Annotated in this window: 18 protein-coding genes; 9 read left to right on the top strand and 9 right to left on the bottom strand. The window is 66.0% G+C overall.

Going from position 1 to position 24,400, the window contains the following annotated elements; translation table 11 throughout:
- From ACNFH5_RS15245 to ACNFH5_RS15230, 4 genes are read right to left on the bottom strand one after another with little or no spacing between them, the layout of a single operon-like run.
- Positions 1–1,152, bottom strand: coding sequence for an amidase (locus ACNFH5_RS15245; RefSeq protein ID WP_416747216.1), 1,152 nt, complete (start codon positions 1,150–1,152; stop codon positions 1–3).
- Entirely contained in the window at positions 1,149–1,649 is a 501-nt protein-coding gene (locus tag ACNFH5_RS15240; protein WP_416747215.1) for a nuclear transport factor 2 family protein, read from the bottom strand. The genes ACNFH5_RS15245 and ACNFH5_RS15240 overlap by 4 nt, the downstream gene beginning before the upstream one ends.
- Positions 1,650–1,652: 3 nt before the next feature.
- The gene (locus tag ACNFH5_RS15235) at positions 1,653–2,024 is read right to left on the bottom strand and encodes a hypothetical protein (protein WP_017516776.1); all 372 of its coding nucleotides are present in this window, start codon (positions 2,022–2,024) and stop codon (positions 1,653–1,655) included.
- A 37-nt stretch (positions 2,025–2,061) separates the two neighbouring features.
- A complete protein-coding gene (locus ACNFH5_RS15230) occupies positions 2,062–3,213 on the bottom strand; it encodes an acyl-CoA dehydrogenase family protein (RefSeq protein WP_416747213.1) in 1,152 nt (383 codons plus the stop codon).
- Between the two features lie 227 nt (positions 3,214–3,440).
- Here ACNFH5_RS15230 and ACNFH5_RS15225 point away from each other — a divergent pair, with 227 nt between their 5' ends.
- Positions 3,441–4,916, top strand: a complete 1,476-nt coding sequence (locus ACNFH5_RS15225; protein ID WP_416747210.1) for an ATP-binding protein — start codon at positions 3,441–3,443, stop codon at positions 4,914–4,916.
- Between the two features lie 306 nt (positions 4,917–5,222).
- Here the strand turns inward: ACNFH5_RS15225 and fusA are convergent, their stop codons facing one another.
- Positions 5,223–7,331, bottom strand: coding sequence for an elongation factor G (gene fusA, locus ACNFH5_RS15220; RefSeq protein ID WP_416747208.1), 2,109 nt, complete (start codon positions 7,329–7,331; stop codon positions 5,223–5,225).
- Between the two features lie 258 nt (positions 7,332–7,589).
- On the opposite strand from fusA, the gene ACNFH5_RS15215 reads away from it, so the two are divergent.
- From ACNFH5_RS15215 to ACNFH5_RS15200, 4 genes are all read left to right on the top strand, one after another.
- Entirely contained in the window at positions 7,590–8,093 is a 504-nt protein-coding gene (locus ACNFH5_RS15215; protein WP_416747206.1) for a sigma-70 family RNA polymerase sigma factor, read from the top strand.
- The gene (locus tag ACNFH5_RS15210) at positions 8,093–9,028 is read left to right on the top strand and encodes a FecR domain-containing protein (protein ID WP_416747204.1); all 936 of its coding nucleotides are present in this window, start codon (positions 8,093–8,095) and stop codon (positions 9,026–9,028) included. The genes ACNFH5_RS15215 and ACNFH5_RS15210 overlap by 1 nt, the downstream gene beginning before the upstream one ends.
- Before the next feature lie 439 nt (positions 9,029–9,467).
- Positions 9,468–11,879 (top strand): TonB-dependent siderophore receptor, encoded by a 2,412-nt coding sequence (locus tag ACNFH5_RS15205; RefSeq protein ID WP_416747202.1) that lies wholly within the window; start codon positions 9,468–9,470, stop codon positions 11,877–11,879.
- A gap of 172 nt (positions 11,880–12,051) precedes the next feature.
- Positions 12,052–12,711 carry a DsbA family oxidoreductase gene (locus tag ACNFH5_RS15200; RefSeq protein ID WP_416747200.1) on the top strand — a complete coding sequence of 220 codons (660 nt, stop codon included), beginning with the start codon at positions 12,052–12,054 and terminating at the stop codon, positions 12,709–12,711.
- A gap of 541 nt (positions 12,712–13,252) precedes the next feature.
- Here the strand turns inward: ACNFH5_RS15200 and ACNFH5_RS15195 are convergent.
- On the bottom strand, positions 13,253–13,588 hold the full coding sequence (locus ACNFH5_RS15195; RefSeq protein ID WP_024762270.1) for a ribonuclease E inhibitor RraB: 336 nt from the start codon (positions 13,586–13,588) through the stop codon (positions 13,253–13,255).
- 209 nt (positions 13,589–13,797) lie between these two features.
- On the opposite strand from ACNFH5_RS15195, the gene ptrC reads away from it, so the two are divergent.
- Positions 13,798–13,995, top strand: a complete 198-nt coding sequence (gene ptrC / locus ACNFH5_RS15190; protein WP_416747198.1) for a type III secretion system co-regulatory protein PtrC — start codon at positions 13,798–13,800, stop codon at positions 13,993–13,995.
- Between the two features lie 71 nt (positions 13,996–14,066).
- Here ptrC and ACNFH5_RS15185 read toward each other — a convergent pair whose 3' ends face one another.
- The 3 genes from ACNFH5_RS15185 to ACNFH5_RS15175 all read right to left on the bottom strand — a co-directional run bounded on the left by ACNFH5_RS15185 (position 14,067) and on the right by ACNFH5_RS15175 (position 18,264).
- On the bottom strand, positions 14,067–16,310 hold the full coding sequence (locus tag ACNFH5_RS15185) for a molybdopterin cofactor-binding domain-containing protein (RefSeq protein WP_416747196.1): 2,244 nt from the start codon (positions 16,308–16,310) through the stop codon (positions 14,067–14,069).
- Positions 16,311–16,322: 12 nt separating this feature from the next.
- On the bottom strand, positions 16,323–16,781 hold the full coding sequence (locus ACNFH5_RS15180) for a (2Fe-2S)-binding protein (RefSeq protein WP_236200031.1): 459 nt from the start codon (positions 16,779–16,781) through the stop codon (positions 16,323–16,325).
- 463 nt (positions 16,782–17,244) lie between these two features.
- Positions 17,245–18,264, bottom strand: a complete 1,020-nt coding sequence (locus tag ACNFH5_RS15175; RefSeq protein ID WP_416747194.1) for a zinc-dependent alcohol dehydrogenase family protein — start codon at positions 18,262–18,264, stop codon at positions 17,245–17,247.
- Positions 18,265–18,577: 313 nt separating this feature from the next.
- Between ACNFH5_RS15175 and ACNFH5_RS15170 the strand changes: the two genes are divergently transcribed.
- From ACNFH5_RS15170 to ACNFH5_RS15160, 3 genes are all read left to right on the top strand, one after another.
- Entirely contained in the window at positions 18,578–19,492 is a 915-nt protein-coding gene (locus ACNFH5_RS15170; RefSeq protein WP_017517481.1) for a LysR family transcriptional regulator, read from the top strand.
- A 342-nt stretch (positions 19,493–19,834) separates the two neighbouring features.
- A complete protein-coding gene (mexE, locus tag ACNFH5_RS15165) occupies positions 19,835–21,070 on the top strand; it encodes a multidrug efflux RND transporter periplasmic adaptor subunit MexE (RefSeq protein ID WP_416747191.1) in 1,236 nt (411 codons plus the stop codon).
- A 124-nt stretch (positions 21,071–21,194) separates the two neighbouring features.
- A complete protein-coding gene (locus tag ACNFH5_RS15160) occupies positions 21,195–24,398 on the top strand; it encodes an efflux RND transporter permease subunit (RefSeq protein ID WP_416747189.1) in 3,204 nt (1,067 codons plus the stop codon).
- Positions 24,399–24,400 lie beyond the last annotated feature (2 nt).

Here is a 24,400-nt window from a genome sequence, read left to right as displayed (position 1 = left end):
TCATGCCGATTTCTTATGTTTTTGCGCAGGCCGCGTGGCGGCCAGGCTGTGTTCGAGTTGCGCGCCGAAGGCGCATACGCGTTCGTCGTCGCCCTTGCGGCCGACGATCTGCAGGCCGACTTTCAGCCCGCCGCAATCCAGGTCTACCGGCACGGTCAGCGCCGGGTGTCCGCTGAGGTTGAAAGGCCGTACCAGGGGCGTCATGCCGGCCACCGACTTGCCGTTGCGCGCATCAGTGAGCAGCGGCGGCAGGTCGGGCATGGTCGGCAGCAGCAGGACTTCGAAGTCCGCCAGCGCGGCGTCGATAGCGCGGGTGAAGTGCTCGCGCACCTTCTCCGCCTCGGCGCGCTCGGCGTCGGTGGTGCGGCTGGCCAGCAGCAGGCGCTGCTCGACATCGGCGCCGATCAGGCCCTTGCCGGTCAGCGCCGCGTAGGCGGCCCAGTTCTCGTGATTGATCACCACCAGCCCGGCCTGGAAGGCCGCCTCGAACTCGCCGAGGAACAGGTGGCTGCGGCGCCAGCCGGCGCGGTCGGCGGCGGCGCCCAGGCAAGCTTGGATGTGCGGAGCCGACGGCACTTCGAGGAAGGCCACGCGGGCGCCCTCGCCCGGCAGCTGCACGTCGCCGAACCCGGGACAGATGACCTGCATGGCGGCGATCAGGTCGGCCATAGTGGCGGCAAACGGGCCGACGCAATCCAGGCTGCTCTGCGCCGGGTGCACGCCGTCGCGGCTGACGCGGCCAAAGGTCGGCTTCAACCCGGCAATGCCGCAGCAGGCCGCCGGCACACGGACCGAACCACCGGTATCGGTGCCCAGCGCGATATCCGCCAGCCCCGCCGCCACGGCGGACGCGGAACCGCTGGAGGAACCGCCGGGCACGCGGTCCGGCGCCATCGGGTTGATCGGCGTACCGGTCCAGTCGTTGATACCGGTGACGCCGAAGGCCAGTTCGTGAAGGTTGGTCTTGCCGACGATCTGCCAGCCGGCATTCAGCACGGCATCGACCACGAAGGCATTGCGTTCGGCCGGCGCGGCATCGGCCAGCGCGCGGGTGCCGCAACGGGTCGGATGGCCGGCGATGTCGATGCTGTCCTTGACCGCGACGCGCTTGCCGTTGCCGCCCAGGAGAAATTCGCTGACAAAGGTGCTCATGCGCGATTCTCCTCGGCGCCGCTCAGCAAACGTTGCGACAGGCGCTGGGTGCGGAAGTGGCTGATCTGCCAGCGCCCGTCGATCTCGCGGAAATCGATGTCCAGGCGCGTGCCGAACAGCTCGGTGTGGCCCTCGGCGTAGGTCGAGAGCTGCTGCATGATCCATTGCCCGCGCGCGGTGCGGCCGTCGACACGGATCGACTCGCTGGTGAGGAAGTGCAGGTTCAGCGTGAAGTGCGGCGACGGCGGCAGATAGCCGAAGACGAACGCCGCAATCGCCTCGCGGCCCTGGTGATGGCCGAAGGTCTGCGCGGTGGAGGTGCCAATGCCCTCCCACACCGCGTCCTCGCTGAACAGCTCGGCCAGCTCACTCATCGCCACCGGCGCGTGCGGCACGTCGCAGAGGTCCATGTAGCGGGCCATCAACCGACGCACCTGGCTTTCCCCTTCAAGGGTCTCCAGGCGGCGGTTCAGCTCGGCCATGCTCAGGCTGCTCATGGCTCAGGTCCGCGCGGCTTCGGGAATGGTCAGCGGGCGGCCGATGCGGGCTTCGACCTTGGCGTACTTCCACAGGCTGTACTCGCCCACCGGGGTGGTGCGGAACAGGTTGCAGGCGTCGATCACGGTCTGGTGGCAATCGACGTCAGCCATGATGTAGACGGTCCACGGTGAGGTGGTGGACGGGCCGACCATCAGGCGGTCGTCGTCCAGCACGCCGAGCACGTTCATGCCCGGCAGCGCGCCGAGGTCGCTCATCATCTGCGAGAAGCCTTTCCACACGGTGATGCCTTCACCGGTGGGCAGGTCGAAGAACGGCTGGGCGATGCCGATGCAGAACAGTACGCGCAAGGGTTCGGTGGTCGGACGAGTCATGTTTCCGGGTCCTTTTTTGCTTTTGTATTCAGGAGAATCAGATGTATCCGGGGAACGGTGGCACATCGAGCAGCACCGCGCCGGCGCCGTCGTACATGCCATCGCTGAGGAAGGCGTGCTGGGTCACCACCATGGCGTCGCGCAAGTAGCGCTGCAGCGGGTGGTTGAGGTAGATAGCCGTGGTGCCGGCCAGGCTGTAGGCGCGGCGCACCACGTCAGCACCGGCGCGGGATACGTGCACGGCGGCCAGGCGCAGCTGGCTGACCTGCTCGGGCGTCACGACGTTGCCGGCGAGGATGGATTCCCAGACGCTCTCGGTGGCGTCATAGAAGAAGCCGCGCGCGGCCTGCAACTCGGCTTCGGCCTTGCCGATCTCGATGCGTACGTAGGCCCGATCACCCAGCTTGGGCGCGCCGGTCACGCCGCTGGAAGACGCCATGCGGGTGATCTCGTCCAGCGCCGCACGGGCCAGGCCGAGGTTGACCACGGCGAGCACCTGGGCGGCGTAGGCGATGGTCGGGTAGCGGTACAGCGGCTCGTCGATGTTCGATTCGCCGCCACGGATGAAGGTCCAGTCGTCCGCGACGAAGGCGTTGTCCAGCTTCAGGTCGTGGCTGCCGGTGCCCTTGAGGCCGACCACGTTCCAGTTTTCGACGATCTCCACGTCCCTGGCACGCAGCAGCGCGGTGCGCGGCTTGCCGCCCGGACCACCGATACCGATGCCGACGCCGAGCACATCGGCGCCCTTGCAGCCGCTGGCGAACTTCCAGGTACCGCTGACGCGCCAGCCGCCTTCCACTTGCGTGGCCGGCTGGATCGGGAACAGGCCGCCGGCGAACACCAGGTCCGGGCCGTCGGCATAGAGTTCAGCGAGGGTGTGGCGCGGCAGTGCGGTGAGGTAGGTGCTGGCGCTGCCGAAGCTGGCCACCCAGCCGGCGGAGCCATCGGCTTCGGCGATGCGTTCGACCAGGCGCAGGAACTGTGCCGGCGGCAGCGCGTCGCCGCCGAAGCAGCGCGGGGTCGCGGCGCGGTAGATGCCCACATCGCGGAAGCGTTCGATCATGTCGCGGGGAACGTGGGAGCGGCTGTCGAACTCGTCGCGGCGTTGGCGGACTTCGTCGAGCACGCGCTGGAATTCGAGGGCACGGCCGTCCGCATCGAGCGGTTCGGCGAGGGCGGCACGCAGCATGGCGTCATCTCCGGTTGTTCTTGTAGGGCCGGCCCGTTCGATGCGGGTCGGTCGTCGTTGGGGCCAGTGTATGAACCGCCGTGCACGCCCAACTATTGGGGCGTGCAGCCCCGCGCCTAAGGAAATCCCCTAGTCGGCGGCGAGTTACTCCGCAGTCCCTTCGCGCTACGCTGCGCGGTATAAAGGCGCCACTGCCTACCCGTCCCTGCAATCGAGAGCGAGCTTCGATGTTCCAGCCCAAGCCCGACGACTTCCTCGCCCTGCTCCAGGCCATGCCGCTGTGCGTGATCCTTCACGATGCGCAGACCAAGGAAATCCTCTGGGCCAACAACGCCGCCTTGGCCGTGCTCGGCTTCACCCTGGAAGAGCTGGTGCCGCTCAAGGCCCCGGACATGACTGCCAAGGCGCCGCAGTACCGCCGCTCGGTCGGCCTGCGCTGGCTGGAAGGCGCCGCGCGCACCGGCCAGCGCACCATCGAATGGTGCTACCGCTCCAAGCAGGGCGTGGAAATCCTCTCCGAGGCTGTTGCCACCCGCGTGCACCTGCAGGAGCGCGACGTGCTGATGGTGCAGTTCCGCGATATCTCCAGGGAGAAGCAGGTCGAGCGCGACCTGCAGCGTTTCGAGAGCCGCCTGAAGGCCTTCATGCAGGACCTCGCCGAAGGCGTGGCGGTGCTCGATGCGGATGGCAACCTGCGCTTTCTCAGCGAATCCGCCCTGCCCTTGCTGGGCGGCAGCCAGGACGACTGGATGGCGCACAACTTCCTCGGCCGCTGCGACAGCGCCACGCGCCCGCGCCTGGAACACCACCTGGCGATTCAGCCGCCCAGCCGCGAGCCGTACTCCGTCAGCTATCAGTTGCAGCGCCTGGATGGCGAATGGCGCTGGCACCACGCGACCTGCCGCTACATCGAGATCGAGGACGACCTGGTCGGCCACCTGCTGCTGTTCCGCGACGTCACCGAGCAGGTCCGCGCCGCCCAGGCGCAACGGCAGAGCGACCAGAAGCTGGAGTACCTGGCGCGCTACAACGCCATGGGCGAGATGGCCCTGGCGATTGCCCACGAACTCAGCCAGCCGCTGGCGGCCACGCGCAACTTCATCGAGGGCGCGCTGATCCGCCTGGACCGCGAACAGAAGGCCGAAGCTTCCGCCGCCTGGGGCCTGGACAGCGCCGTGCGGCAGATCGAACACGCCTCGCTGATCATCAAGAGCGTGCGCGAGTACGTGGTGAAACTGGAGCAGGCCGAGCAGCGCATCGACCTCAACGAACTGCTCGGCGAGACGCTCTACTTCATCAGCCTCAAGGCCCAGCCAAGCAACGTGCGCGTGGTACTGGAGCGCTGCGACGAACCGCTGTGGGTGAGCTGCGAGAAGGTGCTGGTCGGCCAGGTGATCCTCAACCTCGCCTTCAACGCCATCGAGGAGATGCTCAACCTCCCCGAGGAGCGCCGCCTGCTGCGCATCCGCACTTCGCGCGAGGGCGACAGCGCGCGCCTGTGCGTGCTCGATCAGGGCCCCGGCATCGATGCCGGCGCCAAGGAGCGCTTGTTCGATGGTTTCTTCACCTCCAAGGTGAGCGGCAACGGCATCGGCCTGGCGCTGTGCCAGAGCATCGTCTCGCGGCATCGCGGGGATATCTGGGCGGAGAACGTCGAGCCGTGCGGGGCGATGTTCTGTTTCGGGTTGCCGGTGGCGGAGTGATTGACCGCTAGCGCTTCACACCCCCGAAATCCAAGGGCCGGCATTCCCTGTAGGAGCGAGCTTGCTCGCGAACCATTCTGCCGGGAGCTTCGGAGCTGAGCGGAGCGGTTCGCGAGCAAGCTCGCTCCTACAAAAAAGCAAAAGCAACGGCGCTCTCTGGCACCGTTGTGGGTTCAGGAGCGTAGGGCGCATAACGCTGGCGCGTTATGCGCCCTACGAAGCAGAGCGGTTCGCGAGCAGGCTCGCTCCTACAAAAAGCAAAAGCAACGGCGCCCGCGGGCGCCGTTGTCGGCTCAGCCAGGAACCTCAGCCGTGGGCCTTCTTGATGATCGCCTCGGCAATGTTCGCCGGCGCCTCGGCGTACTTGGTGAACTCCATCGAATAGCTCGCCCGCCCTTGGGACATCGAGCGCACGTCCGTGGCATAGCCGAACATTTCGCCCAGCGGCACCTCGGCGCGGATGACCTTGCCCGCTGGCGTATCTTCCATGCCCTGGATCAGCCCGCGCCGGCGGTTGAGGTCGCCCATCACGTCGCCCATGTAGTCCTCCGGCGTCACCACCTCGACCTTCATCACCGGCTCCAGCAGCACCGCGCCGCCCTTCTGCGAAAGCTGCTTGGTGGCCATGGAGGCGGCGATCTTGAACGCCATCTCGCTGGAGTCGACGTCGTGGTAGGAACCGTCGAACACCGAGGCCTTCAGGCCGATCAGCGGGTAGCCGGCGAGCACGCCGTTCTGCATCTGCTCCTCGATGCCCTTCTGGATCGCCGGGATGAATTCGCGCGGGATCACGCCGCCAACCACCTCGTTGACGAACTCCAGCCCATCCTTGCCTTCATCGCCCGGCTCGAAGCGAATCCAGCAGTGACCGAACTGGCCACGGCCACCGGACTGGCGGACGAACTTGCCTTCGATCTCGCATTTCTTGCGGATCGCCTCGCGGTAGGCCACCTGCGGCTTGCCGATGTTGGCCTCGACGTTGAACTCGCGGCGCATGCGGTCGACGATGATGTCCAGGTGCAACTCGCCCATGCCGGAGATGATGGTCTGCCCGGTTTCCTCGTCGGTCTTGACGCGGAACGAGGGGTCTTCCTGGGCCAGCTTGGACAGGGCGATGCCCATCTTCTCCTGGTCGGCCTTGGTCTTGGGCTCCACGGCCACCGAGATCACCGGGTCGGGGAAGTCCATGCGCTCGAGGATGATCGGCTTGTCGATGGAGCACAGCGTGTCGCCGGTGGTGACGTCCTTCATGCCGATCAACGCGGCGATATCGCCGGCGCGCACTTCCTTGATTTCTTCGCGCTGGTTGGCGTGCATCTGCACCATCCGGCCGACCCGCTCCTTCTTGATCTTCACCGAGTTGAGCACCGCGTCGCCGCTGCTCAGTACGCCGGAATAGACGCGGGCGAAGGTCAGGGTACCGACGAAGGGGTCGGTGGCGATCTTGAAGGCCAGCGCGGAGAACGGTTCGCTGTCGTCGGCGTGGCGCTCCAGGTGCTTCTCTTCGTCGTCCGGGTCGGTGCCGTTGATCGCGGGGATTTCCGTGGGCGCCGGCAGGTAGTCGATCACCGCGTCGAGCACCAGCGGCACGCCCTTGTTCTTGAACGATGAGCCCAGCACCGCCGGGACGATCTCGTTGGCCAGGGTGCGCTGGCGCAAGCCGGCCTTGATCTCCTCGATGGTCAGTTCCTGGCCTTCGAGGTACTTGTTCATCAGGTCATCGTTGGCTTCCGCCGCAGCCTCGACCATGTGCGCGCGCCACTCGTCCGCCAGCGCCTGCAGCTCTGCCGGGATGGGCTCCTCGGTGTAGCTGGTGCCCTGGTCGGCATCGTTCCAGACGATGGCCTTCATCTTCACCAGGTCAATCTGCCCGGAGAAGGTTTCTTCCGAGCCGATGGCCAGCTGGATCGGTACCGGGGTGTGGCCCAGGCGCTGCTTGATCTGCGCCACCACGCGGAGGAAGTCGGCGCCCTGGCGGTCCATCTTGTTGACGTAGGCCAGGCGCGGCACGTGGTACTTGTTGGCCTGGCGCCAGACCGTCTCGGACTGCGGCTCGACGCCGTCGGCGCCGCTGAACACCACCACTGCGCCATCGAGCACACGCAGGGAGCGCTCCACCTCGATGGTGAAATCGACGTGGCCGGGAGTGTCGATGATGTTGAAGCGGTACTTGTTGGGATACTGCTTGGACGAGCCCTGCCAGAACGCCGTGGTAGCCGCCGAGGTGATGGTGATGCCGCGCTCCTGTTCCTGCACCATCCAGTCCATGGTCGCCGCGCCGTCGTGCACCTCGCCCATCTTGTGGTTCACACCGGTGTAGAAAAGGATGCGCTCGGTCGTCGTGGTCTTGCCGGCGTCGACGTGGGCGACGATGCCGATATTGCGGTAAAGCTCGATGGGCGTGGTGCGAGCCATGGTGTGCTCCGTATCTGCTGGGTGACTGCCGGGCCTGCTGCTGCGGGTCCGTTGCCTGCGCGGGACGGCGAGAGGAAGTGCAGCGTCAGAAATTTCTGAGTGCAACAGGCTCAAGGTAGCGCGTCTTCGTGGCAATTCCAGTGCAGCAGGGGCGCGGATGTCGCAGTCCGACCGGCTGCGTCGCTCCGGCATTGCACTGCACGATGGGAAAACCCTAAAATGATAGGCATTCTCAAATGAAAATCTGACGCACGCATCGTGGCTCTCGTCGAGACCCCGTCCCCGCAGCATCTGCACACTCTCTATAACGAGCACAACGGCTGGCTCCAGCAGTGGCTGCGCGGCAGGCTGGGCAACGCCTGGGATGCCGCCGATCTCGCCCATGACACCTTCCTGCGCCTGCTGCGGCGGCCGCTGGAAGACCTCGGCGAGCGTCCGCGTGCCCTCCTCACCCATATTGCCAAGGGCTTGCTGGTGGATCGCTGGCGGCGCCAGGAGATCGAGCGCGCCTACCTGGACAGCGTCGCCGCACTGCCCGAGGAAATGGCGCCCGGCCCGGAGACCCGCGAGCTGATCCTCGAGGCGCTGGAGCGCATCGACGCCGCCCTGAGCGAGCTGCCGGCGCTGACCCGCGAGGCCTTTCTGCTGTCGCAACTGGATGGCCTGACCTACCCGGTGATCGCCGAGCGCCTGGGCGTTTCCCTGGCCAGCGTGAAGCGCTACATGCGCGCCGGTTTTGTCGCCTGCCTGAGCGTCGCCTGATGCGCGAACAACCGCTGGACCCCGGCATCCTCGGCGAAGCCGCCGACTGGCTGGTGCGCCTGAATGAGCACCCGGCCAGCAATGCCGACCTGCAGGCCATCGAACAATGGCGCGCGCGCAGCGCCCAGCACGCCGAAGCCTGGCGCCGCGCCGAAGCTCTGCTGGGCCTGCGCCAGCTGCCGCCGGGGCTCGGCCGGCAAAGTCTGCAACGCACAGGCCTGAGCCGCCGGCAGATGCTCAACCGCCTGGGCGTGCTGATGGCCGTGGCGCCGGCCGCCTGGCTAGTGGCACGGCAGATGCCTTGGGCGGAATGGAACGCCGACCTGCGCACTGCCGTCGGCGAGCGCAAGCACCTGCGCCTGCCCGATGGCAGCCAGTTGACCCTGAATACCGACAGCGCGGTGAACGTGGCCTTCAACGCCCGCGAGCGGCGCCTGAGCCTGCTCGAAGGCGAAATCCTCGTCGACGCCCTGGCCGACCCACGTCCCTTCCTCGTCGACAGCCGCCACGGCCTGCTGCGCACCTCCGCCGCGCGCTTCAGCCTGCGTGACCTGGGCGATGCGTGCCGGGTCGCGGTGCTCGACAAGGAAGTGAGCGTCGAACTGCCTGGCTATGCGAGCCAGACGGTCGGCGCCGGCCAGCAACTGGTGTTCGGCGCGCAGGGCTTCCAGCCACTGCAGACGGCGGACGCCAACGCCAGCGCCTGGGAGAACGGCATGCTGCTGGCCCAGGGTATGCGCCTGGACGATCTGCTGGGCGAGTTGGGGCGCTACCGCAGCGGCTTCCTGCGCTGCGACCCGCGCCTGGCAAACCTGCGCGTGACCGGGGCGATCCCGCTGGGCGACAGCGACGCCGGGCTGGCGCTGTTGGCGGACATGCTGCCGGTGAAGCTGCGGCGGATGACGCGGTATTGGGTGACGGTGGAGCCGGCGTGAATGGCCAGCACCCGCGTGGGGCGCAAAACCTGGAACAGGTTATGCCCCGCTGCCACGACGGCGGATAACGCTGGTGCATTATGCGCCCTACCAACGGCTACCCCTGTGCCCGCGCGTCCCCCTCACCCCAGCCCTCTCCCTCAGGGAGAGGGGGCCGTTCGGTGCAGGATAAGACCCGCTGCATCAGCCGGCACGATCTGCTCCCTCTCCCCCTGGGAGAGGGCTGGGGTGAGGGCACGCCCCACTCCGAATATCCGGTCATCTGTAGGAGCGAGCTTGCTCGCGAACAGACTCTCCGGCCGCACTGGCGTTGGGCGGTTCGCGAGCAAGCTCGCTCCTACAAGAACGCCGGCTGAAAAGTTTTCGCCTACCCCTGACACCTTTTCCGCACTCACCCGGTGAAGAGGAAGACAACCTCTTTTGCCGACAGGAACACTCCATGCTCCTCCGCTCCCGACTTCGCCCCCACTCCCTCGCCCTGGCCGTCGGCCTGGCACTGACTAGCGGTGCGGTGCTGCCAACCCTGGCCGCCGAAGCCGCCAGCCAGCAGCGCCAGTACGACATCGCCCCCGGCCCGCTGGGCGAGGTGCTGGCGCGCTTTGCGGCCCAGGCCGGCGTGCCGCTGGCCTTCGAAGCGCAGGCGCTGAATCGCCAGCAGAGCGCGGGCCTCAACGGCAGCTTCGCGCCGGAACAGGGCCTGGAGCACCTGCTGCAGGGCAGCGGCTACCGCCTGGTACGCAAGAACAGCGGCTATGGCGTAGAGGCCACCCCCGATGACAGCGGCGCCCTGGAGATGGACGCCACCACCGTCAGCGGCGCGGCGCGGCAGCCTGGCGACCTGCCACCCGCCTACGCCGGCGGCCAGGTCGCTCGTGGCGCGCAACTGGGCATGCTGGGCAACCAGGACATCCAGGACGTGCCCTTCAGCTTCGCCAGCTACACCGCCAAGACCATCCAGGACTCCCAGGCCCAGACAGTAGGCGACGTGCTGCTCAACGACGCCTCGGTGCGCCAGGGCAACGGCTATGGCAACTTCTCGCAGATCTTCGTCATCCGCGGCCTGCCGCTGAGCACCGACGACGTCTCGCTCAATGGCCTGTACGGCGTCACCCCGCGGCAAATCATCGGCACCGAGTCGCTGGAGCGCGTCGAGCTGTTCAAGGGTCCCAACGCCTTCATCAACGGCGTGACACCCAGCGGTTCCGGCATCGGCGGCGCGGTCAACCTGCAGACCAAGCGCGCCGAGGACACTCCCACCCGCAGCGTGACCCTGGGCTACGGCAGCGACAACCAGATCGGCGAGCATCTGGACCTGGGCCAGCGCTTCGGCGAGGACAACCGCTTCGGCGCGCGGGTCAACCTCGCCCAGCGCGAGGGCGAGACCGGCGTCGACGACGAGAACCAGCGCTACAAGCTGGCCACCGTCAACCTCGACTACCGTGGCGAACGCCTGCGCCTGAACACCGACTTCGGCTACCAGAAGCAGCGCATCAACCAGGGCCGCCCGGTGGTCTACGTCGGCACCGGTGTCACCAGCATCCCTCACGCGCCGGACGCCGACGACAACTACGCGCAGTCCTGGAGCTATTCGCAGCTCGAAGACACCTTCGGCATGTTCCGCGCCGAGTACGACCTCAACGACAACTGGACTGCCTACCTCTCCGGCGGCGCCAAGCACACCCGCGAGAACGGCTCCTACTCGGCCCTGACCCTCAGCGACAACAACGGCGCCGCGGGCGGCGGCATGATGGACGCCACCCACGACGAGGACAACAAGAGCGCCATGGCGGGCCTGAACGGCCACTTCGCCACCGGGCCGGTCACCCACCAGATGAACCTCAGCGTCGCCGGCATCTGGGCCGAACAACGCAGCGCCTACACCATGATCACCAAGCGCTACCCCACCGACATCTATAACCCGGTGCAGACGCCCAAGCCCGCGCCCACCCTGACCGGCGGCGACTACAGCGACCCGGGTATCGTCGGCAAGACACTGAACAAGAGCCTGGCCGCCGCCGATACCCTGGGCTTCCTCGATGACCGTGTGCTGCTGACCGTCGGCGTGCGCCGGCAGAGCATCGGCACCGACGGCTGGAACTACGTCGGCAAGCGCACCGCCAGCTACGACGAGTCCATCACCACACCGGTCTACGGCCTGGTGGTGAAGCCCACCGAGTACCTGTCGCTCTACGCCAACCGCATCGAAGGCCTGGCCGCAGGGCCGACCGCCCCCAGCAGCGCTGCGAACTTCGGCGAAGTCTTCGCGCCGAACCGCTCCAAGCAGGTGGAAGTGGGCGCCAAGCTGGACTTCGGCAGCTACGGCGGCAACCTGGCCTTCTATCGCATCGAGCAACCCTTCAGCACCACTGACCCGGATTCGAAGATCTTCAGCGTCGACGGCGAGCAGGAAAACCGCGGCGTCGAGCTGAACGTCTTCGGCGAGCCGGTCGACGGCCTGCGCCTGCTGGCGGGCGGCACCTGGATCGACACCGAGCTGAAGAACACCGCCGGCGGCAAGACCGACGGTAACCGCGCCGTGGGCGTGCCGACCTTCCAGTACAACCTGGGCGCCGACTGGGATGTTCCGGGTATCCAGGGTGCAGCCATCAACGGCCGCGTGCTGCGCACCGGCGGCCAGTACCTGGACGCCGCCAACGACCTGAGCATCCCCGCCTGGACCCGCTTCGACCTCGGCGCCCGCTACGCCTTCAAGGTGGATGAGCGTGACGTGACCCTGCGCGCCAACCTGGAGAACGTCGCCAACAAGTCCTACTGGGCCTCCACCATCGGTGGCTATCTGACCCAGGGCGATCCGCGCACCCTGAAGCTATCGATGACCGTGGACTTCTGACCCTCTTCGCGACACGGACGTCGCCCCTATTCCAGACCCGCTGCCAGCGCTTCAGCCCTGAAGCGCTGACAACCGGCAAGCCTGTCGAAGCACTCCCGGCCGTCTCGTGACTGGATCGAATCCCCCTTCCGGGTCCATGCTAGTTGCTCGCCCATTTGCCGGAGTTCGCCCCATGAGCGACGCCATCACCATCGATTTCGTCTCCGACGTGGTCTGCCCCTGGTGTGCCATCGGCCTCAACGGCCTGCTGGAGGCCATGCGCCGGGTCGACGGCGAACTGACCGTGGAGCTGCGCATCAAGCCCTTCGAGCTCAATGCCGACATGCCCGCCGAAGGGGAAGACCTGGTGGAGCACCTGCAACGCAAGTACGGCAGCAGCGCCGAGGACATTGCCCGCAACCAGGAGCACCTGCGCGCCATGGGCGAGGAAGTCGGCGTGCACTTCGACCTGAAGAAGCGCAGCCGCATCTACAACACCTTCGACGCCCATCGCCTGCTGCACTGGGCGGCGGAATCGCACCGCGACGTAGCCCTCAAGCAGGCGCTGCTGCACGCCTACTTCGGCGAAGGGCGCGACCCGAGCGACCCGGAAGTGCTGCTGGAAGTGGCCATCAGCGTAGGCCTGGACGCCGTGCGCGCACGGGAGATTCTCGACAGCGATGCGTATGGCGACGAAGTGGTGGCCGAGGAAGATTTCTACACCAGCCATGGCATCCGCGCGGTGCCGGCGGTGATCCTCAACGGCCGCCAGCTGATCTCCGGGGCGCAGAGCACCGACTACTACGAGCAGGCGCTGCGCCAGGTGGCGCGCCATGCGCCGTTGCCGGAGTGACGTGTCCGGCGTCATGGCAAAGGCCCGCATCGCGCGGGCCTTTGGCACTTCGTAGGACCGAGGGGGACGCCTAGTCCTTGCTCGCGAATCCGCCCAACGCTGTTACTGCCGGGAAAGCCTGTTCGCGAGCAAGCTCGCTCCTACAGCATGGGTGCTCATTACATGCGGGAAGATATGTTCTCGGGGCCAAACCCTCTCCCCCGCCCTCTCCCTGAAGGGAGAGGGAGCAACCCGTGCCGGCTGATACCAAAACCTCAGGACGTAGGGCGGATAACGCTGACGGGTTATACGTGGCGCAAGGGTGCTCATTACATGGGGGAAGATTTGTTCTCGGGGCCAACCCTCTCCCCCGCCCTCTCCCTGAAGGGAGAGGACGCAACCCGTGCCGGCTGATACCAAAGCCTCAGCCGGCACAACCCAGTCCCCTCTCCCTTCAGGGAGAGGGTGAGGGAGAGGGGCTCCACAGGGGGTACGGAACTCGATGACTGACACATAGAAAAACGGCGCCCGAAGGCGCCGTTTTTCATGCAGCATCAGCCGATCAGAGCGCCGACCAGCCGTCCATCTGACCACCCAGGTCAGCGGAGTGCTCGGACAGCAGCGCCGCATAGCCGCTGATGTGCTCGTGGCTGAGCTCCATCACCGGATAGGCCAGGACCTGCCAGGGCAGCTTGTCATTGCCGTCATACTCGGAGTACGCCACTTTCTGCCCGTTCTGCAGCAGCATGATGGCGAAGTCCAGGGCGGACTGCTCGTCCGGGAAGATCACCGCGAACTCCACCTCATGCTCGAGGGAGAGGTCTTCGCCGTCTTCCTGCAGGGCCCACAGGGCATCGCCGATTTCGTCTTCCGGGAAAAGCTGCTTGTCGCGGCTCATGTCACTGCTCCAATTCGATTTACAAAGTGCCCGATGTGGGCACGCCCGCGCAGGATACCCGTCCTGCATGACAGATGCCGGAAAATCTCGCCGGCACCATCGCCTTTCGTGATGTTCACCATCACGGCGTTTCACTTCCACCCTTGCCGGTGCGGCGCGACGATGCATCCATCGGGCCTGTGCCCTCCCACAACATCGAGCCTGCGACCATGCACAGCACTGACGAGGCGTACCGCATCACCTACATCACCCTGGACGAACTCCAACTGCATTTCGAGACGGAAGTCGCCGTTACCGATGCAGAAGGCAGCGTCGCCCTGCACCGCGCCGCCACGCTGCCCGAAGAACGCCGGGTACTGCGCGAGCTGATCTGCGAGGCTCACGAACAGCAGGCCCTGGTCGCCTGACTTCAGGAAAGCTTAGACCCTGAAAGGCAAATGCCCCGCTCATGCGGGGCATTTGTGTCACTGGGCGGAACTCAGGCCTGTAACTGATTGCCGATCGGCAGGGTGCGGATGCGCTTGCCGGTCGCCGCGAACAGCGCATTGGCCAGCGCCGGCGCCAGCGGCGGAACACCCGGCTCACCGACACCAGTCGGCGGCTCGGCCGACGGCACAATGTGCACCTCCACCACCGGCATCTCGTTGATGCGCAGGACCTGGAAGTCGTGGAAGTTGGACTGGTCGACCTTGCCGTCGGTCAGGGTGATGGCGCTGTGCAGCGCCGCCGACAGTGCGAAGCCGATACCGCCTTCCATCTGCGCCTTGATCACGTCCGGGTTGATCGCCAGGCCGCAATCCACCGCGCAGACCACGCGATCCACCTTGAAGCTCTTGTCCGCCTTGTAAGTCACCTCCACCACCTGGGCAACGAAGCTGCCGAAGGATTCGTGCACGGCTATCCCGCGCCCGCGCTGCTCGCCCTCCTTGCCCTTCTCCAGCGGCGCCAGCCAGTTCGCCCGCTGCGCTACCAGTTCCAGCGCGCCGCGATGACGCGGGTGCTTCTCCAGCAGCTTGCGGCGGAACTCGTACGGGTCCTGTTTGGCGGCAATGGCTGCCTCGTCAATCAACGTCTCGGTAGAGAACGCCGTGTGGGTGTGGCCCACCGAGCGCCACCACTGGGTCGGCACCGTCACGTTGTCCGCCAGCGCCTGCTCGACGCGCAGGTTGGGCACGGCGTAGGGCAGATCGGCGGCGCCTTCCACGGCGATCTTGTCGACGCCGTCCTTGACCATGAACTTCTCGAACGGCGTGCCGACGATGAAGGACTGCCCCACCAGCCGCTGCTCCCAGCCCACCAGGTTGCCCTGGGCGTCCACCGCCAACCGCGCGCGATGGAGGAAGGCCGGGCGATAGTAGCCCGCACGGGTGTCGTCCTCGCGGGTCCAGACCATCTTGATCGGTACCTTCACGCCCTGCTCGCGGGCGGCCTTGGCAATGGCGACCGCCTCAAGCACGTAGTCCGAGTGCGGGTTGGCGCGGCGGCCGAAGCTGCCACCGGCATACAGCTGGGTGATGGTGACCTGCTCGGGCTGCATGCCCAGCAATTGCGCCACCGACATCTGGTCGCCGGTCTGCCATTGCTCGCCGTTCCAGATCTGGCAGCCGTCTTCCTTGAGGAAAACCACGCAGTTCAGTGGCTCCATGGCGGCATGGGCGAGATACGGGAACTGGTATTCCGCTTCGATCAGGTGAGCCGGCTGCTCCAACGCCTTGGCGACATCGCCATCGTTGCGCGCCACCAGGCCCGGCTTGCTGGCCATGTCGCGGTACTGGGCGAAGATCTCCTTGCTGCCCATCTTGAAGGCCTTGCTCTCGTCCCATTCGACCTGCAACGCATCGCGGCCCTGGCGCGCCGCCCAGGTGTTCTTCGCCAGCACGGCGACGCCAGCGAAACGCCGATCGCTGCCGGGGAACTGCACCACATCCACCACGCCCGCCACGGCCTTGGCCTTGCTCGCATCGACTTTCGCCGGCACGCCGCCGAAGCGCGGCGGGTGGGCGACCACCGCCACCAACATGTCCGGCAGGTGCACGTCCTGGGTGAACTGTGCGGTGCCGTCAGTCTTGGAAGGGCTGTCCTTGCGCGGCAACTGCACCTGGCCGATCAGCTTGAAGTCCTTCGGGTCCTTCAGTTTTACGTCCGCCGGCACCGGCTGCTTCGCCGCTGCCTCGGCCAGTTCTCCGAAGCTCGCCTTGTGCCCGGATGGGCCGTGGCTGACCACGCCGCTCTGCACCTGAATCTGCTCGGCAGGCACTTTCCACTGCTCCGCCGCCGCGCCGACCAGCATGGCGCGAGCGCTGGCGCCGGCCTTGCGCATCTGCTCGAAGGAGTTGGCCATGGCGTTGCTGCCGCCGGTGCCCTGCAGGTTGCCGAAGGCCAGGTTGGCGTAGCGCTTGGCATCTGCCGGTGCGCCTTCGACCTGCACGTGGCTCCAGTCGGCGTCCAGCTCCTCGGCGACCAGGGTGGCCAGGCCGGTGTAGCTGCCCTGGCCCATTTCCACGTGCTTGGCGATCACGGTGACAGTGCCGTCCGGGGCGATACGGACGAAAGCGTTGGGCTCAAAATCGCTGGCGGCCTGGGCGTCACCCAGCTTGCCCAGCAGCGGCGCGAAGTAGATGCCCAGCGCAAGGCCGCCGGCGCCACGCAGGAAGCTGCGGCGGCTGACGTTGAGGATGCTGCCGGGCTGCGCCGGCTGTTCGTCGGTACGAGGTTCGAGCATGATTTCTTATCCTCAGGCCAGGGTCTGGGCGGCGTCATGGATAGCCGCGCGGATCCGCGCATAGGTGGCGCAGCGGCAGATGTTGCCGCTCATGGCGGCGTCGATGTCGGCGTCGCTGGGCTTTTTGTTCGAGGCCAGCAGCGCGGTGGCCGACATGATCTGTCCGGACTGGCAGTAGCCGCACTGCACCACGTCGAGCTTGCGCCAGGCGTCCTGCACGGCCTTGCCGGCGGCCTGCTCGGCCACCGCTTCGATGGTGGTGATCTTCTTGCCGGCCACCGCCGCCAGCGGGGTGACGCAGGAGCGCGTCGGCTGGCCGTCGATGTGCACGGTGCAGGCGCCGCACAGCGCCATGCCACAGCCGTATTTGGTGCCGGTCAGGCCGGCGACGTCACGGATGGCCCAGAGCAGCGGCATTTCGCCGGGGGCGTCGAGTTCGTGGTCCTTGCCGTTCAGGTTCACGGTAATCATCAGGGAGTTCACCTCTTCATGCGGGTGATGGAATGGAGGCGAAGCGCAACGGCTCCGACACGCAATGGGTTCAGCCTAGGCGCAGGGGCCGACAGGTGCCGCGACAATACGCGAGGAAAGCGCCGAGCGGTTTGCCTGGTTCTCTTCAGGCTTGCCTGATACTGCGGGGGATGTAGCGGTGTATAGACGGCTCTATTTCGAAGCGTTGCGGCCCACGAATGCCGCTGAAGCCAAATTCGGAAATGCCGCTGATGCTCCACCCATCCCACAAACCGGTGAGCCAGGAACGCCCCTGACGATTGGATGTAGGAGCGAGCTCGCTCGCGAACCCGCTTGACGCCAATGCGGCCGGATACATGGATCGCGAGCAAGCTCGCTCCTACAGGGATGCCCGGAAATACTGCGCGCATGAAAAAGCCACTCCGAAGAGTGGCTTTCTGAGGCTACCGAACGAAGAGTCCGATCACTCCGGCATCTTCATCACCACACGGCCGCCGCCCGGGCAGGTTTCCATGTAGTAGTTGGCATCGCGGTACTGGGCGAAGTCGAACACCCGGTCGATGCTCGGCTTGAGCAACTGGTCGGCGGTCATCTGGTTGATCGCGGTCAGCGCCCGTTGTACGGCGTCGTCGTTACGGGTCAGACCAATCTCCGGTTGCCCGGTGAAGTCCAGCACGCAGTGACGGTAGAACTGCAGGTGCTTCTTGAACGCCGCGCAGGCCGGGAAGGCTGCGTCGTTGCCGCCATTGATGCCATACAGGATCAGCTTGCCGCGCTGGGCAGCGACGTCACCCAACAGTTTCATCTGCGGGCCGGCGCACTGGTCGAGGACGATCTCCACGCCCTCACCCTTGGTGAAGCGCTCGACTTCCAGCACCAGGTCCTGCTCCTCGGTGTAGATGATCTTGTCCGCACCCAGGCCCTTCAGAAACTCACGGGTTTCCTCATGGCTGGTGGTGGCGATCACCTGGGCGCCCAGCGCCTTGGCCAACTGCACCGCTTGCGGAGCCAGGCAATGGCCGGCCTCGGTGATCAGCACGCGCTGGCCCGGCTTGATCTGCGCCAGTTCCACCAGCGCAAAGTACGAATACATCAAACCGGTGTAGTGCACCGCCGCCTCGACCGGGGTCAGGACATCCGGATAGCGGGTCAGCGAAGTGCGCGGCAGGATGACGTGGTCACCCCAGGCCGGGTAGAGGTTCGGCGAGTTCGCCGGGAAGCTGGCCACCGCCACGCCGGGCTCGAGGTCTTCAACGCCCTCGCCCACGGCTTCGACGATGCCGGAGAGTTCATAACCGATACCCGCCGGCAGCTTGGCCTGATCCGGGGCGAGGTTCTGCCGCCAGAGTACGTCGCGCCAACTGACGCCCAACGCCTGGGTGCGGATCAGTACTTCACCCGGCCCCGGTTGCGGGGTCGGCATCTCCTCGATCTTCAGGACCGAGGCGTCACCGAACTGGTGGAAACGGATCATGCGGGACATCACATACCTCGCCTTAGTAGTGCTCATAGCCACGGACTCTATCCGGGCTTTAGGGGTGACGCCACCGTTCACCATTGATAATTGACATAAACGGCGATGATTCGGCCCGCGCTGCAAGCCTTGTCCGGCGCGGCTGCAAGGCTCTGCGACGGGGTTGTCCACGGGGCCGTGGTGGCTCTGCTCCTACAGAGTCAGACCACACTGCCGGGGCGAGATTCTCATTAAAAAAGTGGAAATTGATCAAGGACTTATCTGACAGACTTGACTCAGGACACGCTCGGCCTCACTTTTCCCCCATCGCCAGGGAGTCCCCATGAACCGCAACGACCTACGCAAGGTTGATCTCAACCTGTTGATCGTTTTCGAGACGCTGATGCATGAGCGCAGCGTGACCCGCGCCGCGGAGAAGCTGTTCCTCGGCCAGCCGGCGATCAGTGCGGCCCTGGCGCGCCTGCGCGGTCTGTTCGACGATCCGCTGTTCGTGCGCACCGGGCGCAGCATGGAACCCACTGCGCGGGCGCAGGAAATCTTCGGCCACCTCTCGCCGGCGCTGGACTCCATCTCCACCGCCCTGAGCCGCGCCGCCGACTTCGACCCGGCCACCAGCAAGGCAGTGTTCCGCATCGGCCTGTCCGATGACGTGGAGTTCGGCCTGCTGCCGCCGCTGCTGCGCCGCCTGCGCTCCGAGGCGCCGGGCATCACCCTCGTGGTGCGTCGCGCCAACTACCTGCTGATGCCGCAACTGCTGTCGTCCGGGGAAATCTCCGTGGGCGTGAGCTACACCGACGAGCTGCCGGCCAACGCCAAGCGCAAGACCCTGCGCCGCAGCACCTGGAAGATCCTGCGCGCCGACTCGATCCCCGGCGCGCTGACCCTCGATGACTACTGCGCGCGCCCGCACGCGCTGGTGTCCTACGCCGGCGACCTGGACGGCTTCGTCGACCAGACCCTCGCCGAGATGGACCGCAAGCGCCAGGTGGTGCTGGCGGTGCCGCAGTTCGTCGGCCTCGCCCAGTTGCTGGCCGGCACCGACATCATTGCCACCGTGCCCGAGTACGTGGCCCTGGCGCTCACCGCCGCCGGCGGCCTGCGCGCCGAGGAGCCGCCCTTCCCCACCCGCCTGGCCGAGCTCTCCATGGTCTGGCGCGGCGCCCAGGACCAGGACCCGGCCGAGCGCTGGCTGCGTTCGCGGATCACCATGTTCGTGGGCGATCCGGACAGCCTCTGAACCCGCTCGCGCCGTAGGGCGTACAACCGTTCGCGGTTGTACGCCGATACACCTGACACCGCCCTATGCAACCTGACCTTGTAGGAGCGAGCTTGCTCGCGAACCCGCATGGCACAGTGCATCGGGTGGAAAAGCTTCGCGAGCAAGCTCGCTCCTACCAAGAGCCTTGCCGGGCAATGTCCGTGCCCACTCCTTCTATCTATTCCTGCGCATAGTGCAAAAGCATTTATCACTGCGCGTGATAATCAAAATCTGCTCGTTCGATTAGTTCCAGCGCCCCCGCGAACGCAGACTCCGCTCCATTAGAAATCCATAAACCAATTAGAACGCCGGAGTCTTTCCATGGAGCGAAATCTGAACACCTTGCGTATTCCGTTGGCGTTGGCCGCTGTGCTGGTTCTCAGCGCCTGCGGCAAAGGCCAGGACGCGGCACAGAACATGGCCGCGCCGAAGGTCAGCGTGGCGGACGTCATCGAACAGCCGATCAACGAATGGGACGAATTCACTGGTCGCCTGGAGGCTCCGGAATCCGTTGAACTGCGCCCGCGCGTCTCGGGCTATATCGATCGCGTCGCCTTCCGTGAAGGCGCGCTGGTGAAGAAAGGCGACCTGCTGTTCCAGATCGACCCGCGGCCGTTCCAGGCCGAAGTCCATCGTCTGGAAGCCCAGCTGCAACAGGCTCGCGCCAACCAAACCCGTACCGTCAACGAAGCGTCCCGCGGTGATCGCCTGCGCGCCACCAACGCCATTTCCGCGGAACTTGCCGACGCCCGCACGGCCGCCGCCACCGAGGCGAAAGCCGTGGTCGCCGCGACCCAGGCGGAACTGGACAACGCCCGCCTGAACCTGTCGTTCACCCAGATCACCGCGCCCATCGACGGCCGCGTCTCGCGCGCCGAAGTCACCGCCGGCAACCTGGTGAACAGTGGCCAGAGCGTGCTGACCACCCTGGTCTCCACCGACAAGGTCTACGCCTACTTCGACGCCGACGAGCGCGTCTACCTGAAGTACGTCGACCTCGCCCGCAAGGGTGGCCCGGACGCCCGCGGCACCAGCCCGGTGTACCTGGGCCTGACCGGCGAAGACGGCTTCCCCCACCAGGGCCGCCTGGACTTCCTCGACAACCAGGTCAACCCCAAGACCGGCACCATCCGTGGCCGCGCCGTGTTCGATAACGACGCCAACCAGTTCACCCCCGGCCTGTATGCCCGCATCAAGCTGGTCGGCAGCGGCACCTACCCCGCCGCGCTGATCAAGGACGAAGCGGTCGGCACCGACCTGGGCAAGAAGTTCGTGCTGGTGCTCGACAAGGACAGCAAGGTGCAATACCGCGGCATCGAACTGGGCCCGAAACTCGAAGGCCTGCGCATCGTCCGCAGCGGTCTGGTGAAGGGTGATCGCATCGTGGTCAACGGCCTGCAACGGGTTCGCCCCGGTGCCCAGGTCGACGCCCAGGGTGTCGAGATGGCCAGCCAGTCGACCCTCGCCAAGCTTGAAAGCCAGCGTCGTGCGCTGGAGAGCTTCGAGGCGCCGAAGGTGGCCGAGAAATCCGCCAAGCCGGGCGCGCCGCGCGGCTGAGCACTCTCTGACTGAACCACCCCCTGTCTTAAACGATTGATGTACCAGGCCCTGTCCCACCAGGGCCTTGGGTGACCTTTGTCCCGGGTTTGGCGAACCGCAGCGTTCGCGACAGGAACCAGCCATGAACTTTTCGCAATTCTTCATCCAGCGGCCGATCTTCGCCGCCGTGCTTTCGCTGATCATCCTGATCGGCGGGGCCATCTCGCTGTTCCAGCTACCGATCAGCGAATACCCCGAAGTGGTGCCGCCCACCGTGGTGGTGCGCGCCAACTTCCCCGGCGCCAACCCCAAGGTGATCGGCGAGACCGTCGCCGCGCCGCTGGAACAGGCCATCACCGGCGTCGAGAACATGCTCTACATGTCCTCGCAGTCCACCGCCGACGGCAAGATGACCCTGACCATCACCTTCGCCCTGGGCACCGACCTGGACAACGCGCAGGTGCAGGTGCAGAACCGCGTCACCCGTACGCAGCCCAAGCTGCCCGAGGAAGTCACCCGTATCGGCATCACCGTCGACAAGGCCTCGCCCGACCTGACCATGGTCGTGCACCTGACTTCGCCGGATAACCGCTACGACATGCTCTACCTGTCCAACTACGCCATCCTCAACATCAAGGACGAGCTGGCTCGCCTGGACGGTGTGGGCGACGTGCAGCTGTTCGGCATGGGCGACTACTCGCTGCGCGTGTGGCTCGACCCGAACAAGGTCGCCTCGCGCAACCTGACCGCCACCGACGTGGTCGCCGCGATCCGCGAGCAGAACCGCCAGGTCGCCGCCGGCGCCCTGGGCGCACCGCCCTCGCCGAGCGACACCAGCTTCCAGCTGTCGATCAACACCCAGGGTCGCCTGGTCACCGAGGAAGAGTTCGAGAACATCATCATCCGCAGCGGCCCGGACGGCGAGATCACCCGCCTGAAGGACATCGCCCGCGTCGAACTCGGCTCCAGCCAGTACGCCCTGCGCTCGCTGCTGGACAACCAGCCGGCGGTCGCCATCCCGATCTTCCAGCGTCCCGGCTCCAACGCCATCGCCATCTCCAACCTGGTGCGCGAGAAGATGGCCGAGCTGAAGAAGGACTTCCCCCAGGGCGTGGACTATTCCATCGTCTATGACCCGACCATCTTCGTGCGCGGCTCCATCGAAGCGGTGGTGCACACCCTGTTCGAAGCCCTGATCCTGGTGGTGCTGGTGGTCGTGCTGTTCCTGCAGACCTGGCGCGCCTCGATCATCCCGCTGGCCGCCGTACCGGTGTCGCTGATCGGCACCTTCGCGGTGATGCACGCCTTCGGCTTCTCGCTCAACGCGTTGTCGCTGTTCGGCCTGGTACTGGCCATCGGTATCGTGGTGGACGATGCCATCGTGGTGGTGGAGAACGTCGAGCGGAACATCGGGCTGGGGCTCACCCCCGTCGAGGCGACCAAGCGCGCCATGAAGGAAGTGACCGGGCCGATCATCGCCACTGCGCTGGTGCTGTGCGCCGTGTTCATCCCGACCGCGTTCATCTCCGGCCTCACCGGGCAGTTCTACCGGCAGTTCGCGCTGACCATCGCGATATCGACGGTGATCTCCGCGTTCAACTCGCTGACCCTGTCGCCGGCGCTATCCGCCGTGCTGCTCAAGGGGCACCACGAGCCGAAGGATCGCTTCTCGGTGATCCTCGACAAGCTGCTGGGCAGCTGGCTGTTCCGTCCGTTCAACCGCTTCTTCGACCGCGCCAGCCATGGCTACGTTGGCACCGTCACCCGCGTGCTGCGCGGCAGCTCCATCGCGCTGCTGCTGTATGCGGGGCTGATCGGCCTGACCTACCTGGGCTTCTCCAGCACCCCGACCGGCTTCGTGCCGCAACAGGACAAGCAATACCTGGTGGCCTTCGCGCAACTGCCCGACGCCGCCACGCTGGACCGCACCGAAGCCGTGATCAAGCGCATGTCGGAAATCGCCGGCAAGCACCCGGGCATCGAGCACACCGTGTCGTTCCCGGGCCTGTCGATCAACGGTTTCACCAACAGCCCCAACAGCGGCATCGTCTTCACCCCGCTGAAAGACTTCAGCGAGCGTAAAGGCCCGGGCATGTCGGCCAACGAGATCGCCGCCGAGCTGAACAAGCAGTTCGCCGACATCCAGGACGCCTACATCGCGATCTTCCCGCCGCCGCCGGTACAGGGGCTGGGCACCATCGGCGGCTTCCGCCTGCAGATCGAAGACCGCGGCAACGCCGGTTACGAGGAGCTCTACGCACAGACCCAGAACATCCTCAACAAGGCCCGCGCGCTGCCGGAGCTCAACCCCATGTCGGTGTTCACCAGCTACCAGGTGAACGTGCCGCAGGTGGATGCTGCCATCGACCGCGAAAAGGCCAAGACCCACGGCGTGGCGATCAGCGACATCTTCGACACCCTGCAGGTCTACCTGGGCTCGCTGTACGCGAACGACTTCAACCGCTTCGGCCGCACCTACCAGGTGAACGTCCAGGGCGAGCAGCAGTTCCGTCTCGAACCCGAGCAGATCGGCCAGCTGAAAGTGCGCAACAACCTGGGTGAAATGGTCCCGCTGGCCACCTTCATCAAGATCAGCGACACCTCCGGCCCCGACCGCGTGATGCACTACAACGGCTTCATCACCGCCGAGATCAACGGCGCCGCCGCACCGGGCTACAGCTCCGGCCAGGCCGAAGCCGCCATCGAGCGCCTGCTCAAGCAGGAACTGCCCAATGGCATGACCTACGAATGGACCGAGCTGACCTACCAGCAGATCCTCGCCGGCAACTCCGCGATCTACGTGTTCCCGCTCTGCGTGCTGCTCGCCTTCCTGGTGCTGGCCGCGCTGTACGAGAGCTGGGGCCTGCCGCTGGCGGTGATCCTGATCGTGCCGATGACCCTGCTGTCGGCCATTGCGGGCGTGATCCTGTCCGGTGGCGACAACAACATCTTCACCCAGATCGGCCTGATCGTACTGGTGGGCCTGGCGTGCAAGAACGCGATCCTGATCGTCGAGTTCGCCAAGGACAAACAGGACGAAGGCATGGACCGCCTGAGTGCGGTACTGGAAGCCTGCCGCCTGCGTCTGCGGCCGATCCTGATGACTTCCATCGCCTTCATCATGGGCGTGGTGCCCCTGGTGCTGTCGTCCGGTGCCGGCGCCGAAATGCGCCATGCCATGGGTGTCGCGGTGTTCTCCGGGATGCTCGGCGTGACCTTCTTCGGCCTGCTGCTGACCCCGGTCTTCTATGTGCTGATCCGCCGCTTCATGGAAGCCCGTGAAGCGAAGAAGCAGGCGCGTGCTGCCCTGAGCCACACGAACCATAACGAGGCCCATCAGGCATGAGC

Origin of the sequence: Pseudomonas sp. NY15435 (assembly GCF_048068295.1) — a bacterium.
Classification (GTDB): Bacteria; Pseudomonadota; Gammaproteobacteria; order Pseudomonadales; family Pseudomonadaceae; genus Pseudomonas.
The sequence above is the reverse complement of the archived record's forward strand: the minus strand, read 5'-3'. Positions and strand labels throughout refer to the sequence as shown.